Source organism: Clostridium sp. (genome assembly GCF_036569345.1).
Taxonomy (GTDB): domain Bacteria; phylum Bacillota; class Clostridia; order Clostridiales; family Clostridiaceae; genus Clostridium_AD.
In genome coordinates, this window is the sequence record NZ_DATCQT010000083.1 from 1 (window position 1) to 5,549 (window position 5,549).

A 5,549-nucleotide genomic window follows, 5' to 3' on the forward strand; every position below is an offset into this window, starting at 1 on the left:
CCTTTGCAACTGAAAAATTGAAAACAGGTAGTAATGAATTTACAATTTCCATACTCAATAAAAATGGAGCACCTTTACCTAATGCCAATTTAAAAGCCACTGCAGTTATGAACAAATCTTCTGATATGGGTGGTATGACAGAAGATAAGCCTATGATGATAGATTTAAAAGAAGGTTCCAAAAAAGGTGAATATACAGGTATGGTAGACTTCAAAACTAAAGGTAAATGGATTATTAAATCTACTTTTGATGTAAAAGGACAGGCAAAAAACGCTGATTTCGATGTTGATGTACAAAGCGCAGGCCCTAACTTTCTTATAATTGGCGGATTTTCAGGAGTAATTATATTAGTTATAGTTGTAGCTGCTGTAAATAAGAAAAAATCTATTAAATCTTAGAAATGGAGGCCTCATACTAATGGCAGATATTAAAATACCTTTAAAACAGGATTTACCTTCTTCGACAGTAAAAAAAGAAAAAGATTTATTAAAAAATAAAAAGTTTAAAAAATTCATTAAAAGTAAAAAGTATCCCGGCGTATTTCAGTTGCCAGTAGCGCTAATTTTTGCCTTTATCGTCTTTGAGTTAATCGCTGGACCTGCTGAGGCTCATGATAATTTTGGTACTGCTGGAACTTGGGTGTTATGGTGGCCACTACTTCCTATCCTTCTACTTTTTTTCGGTAGATTTTGGTGTATTGTATGTCCTTTTGGATTCTTAAATGATGTGGTTCAGAAATTTGTAGGTAACAACAAACCTGTACCAAAATTTCTAAAAAAATATGGTATTTGGATTATTGATATAACTTTTCTTATGATCACATGGAGCGACCATGTTTGGGGAATAGTTGAGAACCCTCGTGGTTCTGGTGTATTGCTTTTAATGATAACTACTGCTGTAATATTCTCTGGTGCACTCTTTGAGAGAAGGACTTGGTGCAGATATTTATGTTTCCTTGGTGGATTATCTGGCAATTATTCCAGAGCGGGTATGGTGGAACTACGTGGAACCAAAGAGATATGTAAAAAATGTACAACAGCTTCTTGTTACAAAGGCACAAATGAAGTTCCCGGATGTCCTATGTTCGAATTTCCTAAAACTATGGATAGTAGTGCAGAATGTAACTTATGCGGTAATTGCGTTAAGAATTGTCCAAACGACTCTATAACAATCAGTACTCGTATTCCTACTCAAGAATTGTGGAATATCAAAAAACCAAAAATAGAAGTTGCATTTTTGGCCATCGTTATTATGGGTATTGTGTTTGTTCAAAACATAACAATGCTAAAAATATGGGGCGAAATATTGAATTCCCTTGAAAATATACTAGGGACAACAAATTATTATATAACCTTTACTGTAACTTTCCTTATAGCTATGCTAATTCCTGTTGCGTTACTACTTTTAACAGGTCTTATTGCTAAAAAATTCAACAAAGCTTCTGTTAAAGAAAATTTCACCAGGTTTGGATATGCTATTATACCATTAGATTTAGCTGGACATATAGCTCATAACCTGTTTCACTTGCTAGCAGAAGGTAAATCAGTGGGTTACACTTTTATGAGTCTTTTCGGGATGAATTCCCATGGGGCTTCAACTGCAATACTCCCTAGTCCAACTATTCAAATGCTTCAGTATATAATAATTATAATTGGAACTATAGGTTCAATATATACGGCTTATAGAATTGCTAAAAGCAGTCAAACTAATGAAAAAATTTTAGGAACATCGGTAGTTTATGCAATTCTAATGGTATTACTTGCAGTAACAAATATACTATTATTTTCTCTTCCAATGGCAATGCGTATGTAATAAATATAAATAGCAAACGGAGAGTATTTATGTTTAAATTCTTTATACTCTCCGTTTTTACAAGTTGCTATAAATTTTCCAGTAATTATATCTCAAGTAACTTAGGACTTAACAATTTTCGTAATATCCCCCTTGATGTAAGGAGGTAAGGAGGCTTAAATAATGTCAGAAATTATTCCAGACGTACAAAGTATATTTTCATCAATTGCTACTAAATATGATAAATTAAACACAATATTAACTTTAAACATTGACCAGCAATGGAGAAAAAAAGCTGTAAAACTATGTAACATTAAAAAAGATGATAAAGTATTAGATTTATGCTGTGGTACAGGTAAAATGATAGAACTTGAATGCACCGCAGTTGGCGCAAATACTAAAGTTATAGGCCTAGACTTTAATAAAGAAATGATTAATGTAGGTATCGCGAAGCTTAATCAATCATTAAATAATTATGAATTTAACTTAATTAAGGGAGATGCAATGGAGCTTCCCTTTGAGGCTAATAGCTTTCAATGCATAACAATAGCATTTGGATTACGAAATGTACCTGACAAAATTAAGGCTATTTCAGAAATGTATAGGGTTTTAAAACCAGGTGGAAAAGTAGTTTGCTTAGAATTGTCTAAGCCTGAAATACCTATTTTCAGAAATATATATAACCTATATTTCAACTTTGTACTACCAGTTATCGGCTACTTAGGCACCAGAGATAAAGCAGCTTATTATTATCTAAGAGATTCAGTAAATGGATTTATGACAAAAAATCAACTTAAAAGTGAATTTAAAAATATTGGTTTTGAAAATTCAGGGTTTAAATCCCTAACTTGTGGGGTATCTTCTATACATTATGGCATTAAACCCTTATAAAAATAAATACTTTACTTTGCTATATTAAAGCAAAGCGCTTTGCTTTAATATAGCAAAGCCGTAATAAGAAAAGGAGTTATGATTATATGCATATCTTAGTTTGTGTGAAACAAGTGCCTGATACTACCGAAATTAAAATGGATCCCATAACAAATACCATGGACAGATCAAGTGCACCTACTATTATTAATCCTTATGACGCTCACGCTGTTGAAGAAGCAGTTAAAATAAAAAAACAATATGGTGGGAAAGTTTCTATTATCTCAATGGGACCTCCAAAGGCAGAAGAAGTTATTAAAAAATGTATTGAAACGGGTGCAGATGAAGGATATCTACTATCAGACCGTGCCTTTGCAGGATCAGATACATTATCTACTAGCTATATTCTTGCTATGGGCATAAAAAAAATAATGGAGATTGAACCAATTGATTTGGTTTTCTGCGGTAAACAAGCCATAGATGGAGATACAGCACAAGTTGGCCCAGGTATTGCATGTCGTTTGGGTATGCCTCAGTTAACTTACGTTGAAGCTATTGAAACATTTGATTTGAAAAAAAATGTTGTTGTGCTCCATAGAAAAATTGACAATGGATATGAAGTTGTGCAATCAAAGATCCCATGCCTGATAACAGTTGAAAAAGATATTAATGAATTAACCTTTTCACCTTTACCAAATATGATTAAAGCAGCCCGTTATAAACCTATTACTTGGGGATTCAATGATTTAAGCGGTGATCTAAGCCAATTGGGATTAAAGGGATCTCCAACATCTGTACGACGTATTTTTCCACCTAAGCAAAGAGCCGGTGGAGAATTGCTTAAAGGTAGTGAGGATGAAGTCGTAAAAACGCTAGTTAACAAATTAAAAGGAGGAATACGTAAGTGGCAGCTATAGATAAAGAATATTCCGGTGTATGGGTTTTTGTGGAACAGTTGGAAGGAAAACTAGCTTCAGTTACCCTCGAACTTATTGGCGAAGCAAAAAAACTTGCTTCCAGTTTAAATGTACGAGTATCAGTTGTTTTAATAGGCGACAAAGTAGGAACTATTGTGCCTACACTTATTGAGCATGGGGCCGATACAGTTTATATCATCGATGATCCAGTATTTCATTTTTACAGAGCTGAAACCTATAAAAGTGCCTTTTGCTACCTTGTAGAAAAATATAAACCAGAGATATTATTAATGGGGGCAACAACCACTGGCCGCGATCTTGCTGGTGCAGTTGCAACTACTCTGAAGACAGGATTAACTGCTGATTGTACAGCCCTTGATATTGATTTAGAGAAAAAGATCTTACTTGCTAGTAGGCCTGCCTTTGGTGGAAATATTATGGCTACCATTGTATGTAAAGACCATAGACCTCAAATGGCCACTGTCCATCCAAAGGTTATGAAAATGCCTATTCCTGAACCAAATAGGAATGGTATAGTTGTAAGAGAGACATTTGCCATTGAAGAAGAGTCTTTAAAAACTATAGTTCTAGAAATAGTTAAAGATGGATTAGAAAATGTTAAACTTGAAGACGCAAAAATTATAGTTAGTGGCGGCCGTGGTATACAAAATGAACAGGTCTTTAAGTTACTTGATGAACTTGCGACGATCCTTGGGGGTGTTACCGCTGGAAGCCGCGGAGCTGTTGAAAAAGATTTAATTGATCATAACCGTCAGGTTGGTCAGACAGGTCAAACAGTATCTCCAAAACTATATTTTGCAATAGGTATTTCGGGCGCAATACAACATATTGTTGGATTACAGGGCTCTGAAACCATAGTTGCTATAAATACAGATCCTGAGTGTCCTATGATGAAAATGGCCACCTATAGCATTGTTGGAGATGCGCTTAAAATATTGCCCAAATTAATTGAAGTTTTTAAGCAATCTTTATGTGATATAAAAAATGTAGGGCTTAAGAATTCAAATTGCATTTTGAAGGGAGAGGTTGCAGTTGAGTGAAAAATTTGATGCTATTATTGTTGGAGCTGGGGTTTCCGGACTCTCGGCAGCCTATATAATGTCCAAAGCTGGCCTTAAAGTTATTGTAATCGAAAAAGGTCAACACCCGGGTTCAAAAAATGTTATGGGTGGAGTACTCTACCGTCATATGATGGAAGAAATCATTCCCGATTTTTGGAAGGATGCCCCTATAGAACGCCCCATTGTTGAACAAAACTTGTGGATAATGGGTAAAGAATCTGTTGTTAAAACAGGATATAAAGGCATGGAATGGTCAAAAGCTCCCTACAACAACTTTACTGTTTTTAGAGGTAAATTTGATCAATGGTTTGCAAAGAAATGTGTTGAAGTTGGTGCACTGATTATTAATGAAACAGTAGTAAAAGAATGCATAATGGAAAATAATAAAGTGGTTGGCGTCCGCACGGACAGACCTAATGGAGAAATATTTGCTGATGTAGTTGTCCTTGCAGACGGAGTAAATTCATTACTAGGTAAAAGTCTTGGCTTCCATAAGGAATGGCACAAAGACCAAGTTGCTCTTTGCGTTATGGAAGAATTAAAATTACCTTCTGAAAAAATAGAAGAACGCTTTAATCTTGATAAAGGAATGGGAGCAACCATTGAAATATTTGGTGATAGCACCTTAGGTATGATAGGTACAGCCTTCATCTATACAAATAAAGATCATTTATCTATTGGATGTGGTGCCTTACTCTCGCAAATGTATGAGAAACACATTAAACCTTATGAACTATTAGAGTATATTAAGAATCACCCCATAATTAAGCCTTTAATTGCAGGAAGTCAGCCCTGCGAATATTATGCACACTTAATTCCAGAAGGTGGTTATAAGAGCATTCCCAAATTAGTGGATAATGGAGTTATAGTTATCGGTGATGCCGCTCAG

At 34.8% G+C, this 5,549-nt stretch carries 6 protein-coding genes; all 6 read left to right on the plus strand.

The window, feature by feature from the left end:
- On the plus strand, nt 1-398 hold a 398-nt coding region (locus tag VIM70_RS08275; RefSeq protein WP_331945280.1), incomplete at its 5' end, for a FixH family protein.
- A 19-nt stretch (nt 399-417) separates the two neighbouring features.
- Nucleotides 418-1,812, plus strand: coding sequence for a 4Fe-4S binding protein (locus VIM70_RS08280; RefSeq protein ID WP_331945281.1), 1,395 nt, complete (start codon nt 418-420; stop codon nt 1,810-1,812).
- Between the two features lie 162 nt (nt 1,813-1,974).
- Entirely contained in the window at nt 1,975-2,682 is a 708-nt protein-coding gene (gene ubiE / locus VIM70_RS08285) for a bifunctional demethylmenaquinone methyltransferase/2-methoxy-6-polyprenyl-1,4-benzoquinol methylase UbiE (protein WP_331945282.1), read from the plus strand.
- An 86-nt stretch (nt 2,683-2,768) separates the two neighbouring features.
- Nucleotides 2,769-3,578, plus strand: coding sequence for an electron transfer flavoprotein subunit beta/FixA family protein (locus VIM70_RS08290; RefSeq protein ID WP_331945283.1), 810 nt, complete (start codon nt 2,769-2,771; stop codon nt 3,576-3,578).
- A complete protein-coding gene (locus tag VIM70_RS08295; RefSeq protein WP_331945284.1) occupies nt 3,566-4,639 on the plus strand; it encodes an electron transfer flavoprotein subunit alpha/FixB family protein in 1,074 nt (357 codons plus the stop codon). The genes VIM70_RS08290 and VIM70_RS08295 overlap by 13 nt, the downstream gene beginning before the upstream one ends.
- The coding region (locus tag VIM70_RS08300; RefSeq protein WP_331945285.1) for an FAD-dependent oxidoreductase at nt 4,632-5,549 on the plus strand (918 nt) is incomplete at its 3' end. The genes VIM70_RS08295 and VIM70_RS08300, both read left to right, overlap by 8 nt.